The 227-nt window shown below is 68.3% G+C and carries 1 pseudogene; it reads right to left on the reverse strand.

What is annotated here, in order from left to right:
* Positions 1-79: pseudogene (locus B2W79_RS06250) on the reverse strand (superoxide dismutase); the annotation flags it as partial.
* Positions 80-227 lie beyond the last annotated feature (148 nt).

The following is a 227-nucleotide window of genomic DNA, read 5'->3' on the forward strand; positions in this document are numbered from 1 at the left end:
CCATGATCTTGCCGGAGATGTGCGGCTCCAGTGCCGAGTAGTCGTAGGGCAGCTCGGGGAGCGTGTACGGAGTGGACATGGTGGTTCCTTTCGTGACGGGGTCAGAGGGCGGTGTCGTGGGACAGGGCGTGGAAGCGGCGGTCGATGTAGACGAGCGGGCGGGCGGGGCGGCCGGTGAGCACCTCGAGCACCTCGGCGATCACCACGGTCGACGAGCCGACGGGCAC

Origin of the sequence: Microbacterium sp. UBA7513 (assembly GCF_002478345.1) — a bacterium.
Classification (GTDB): domain Bacteria; phylum Actinomycetota; class Actinomycetes; order Actinomycetales; family Microbacteriaceae; genus Microbacterium.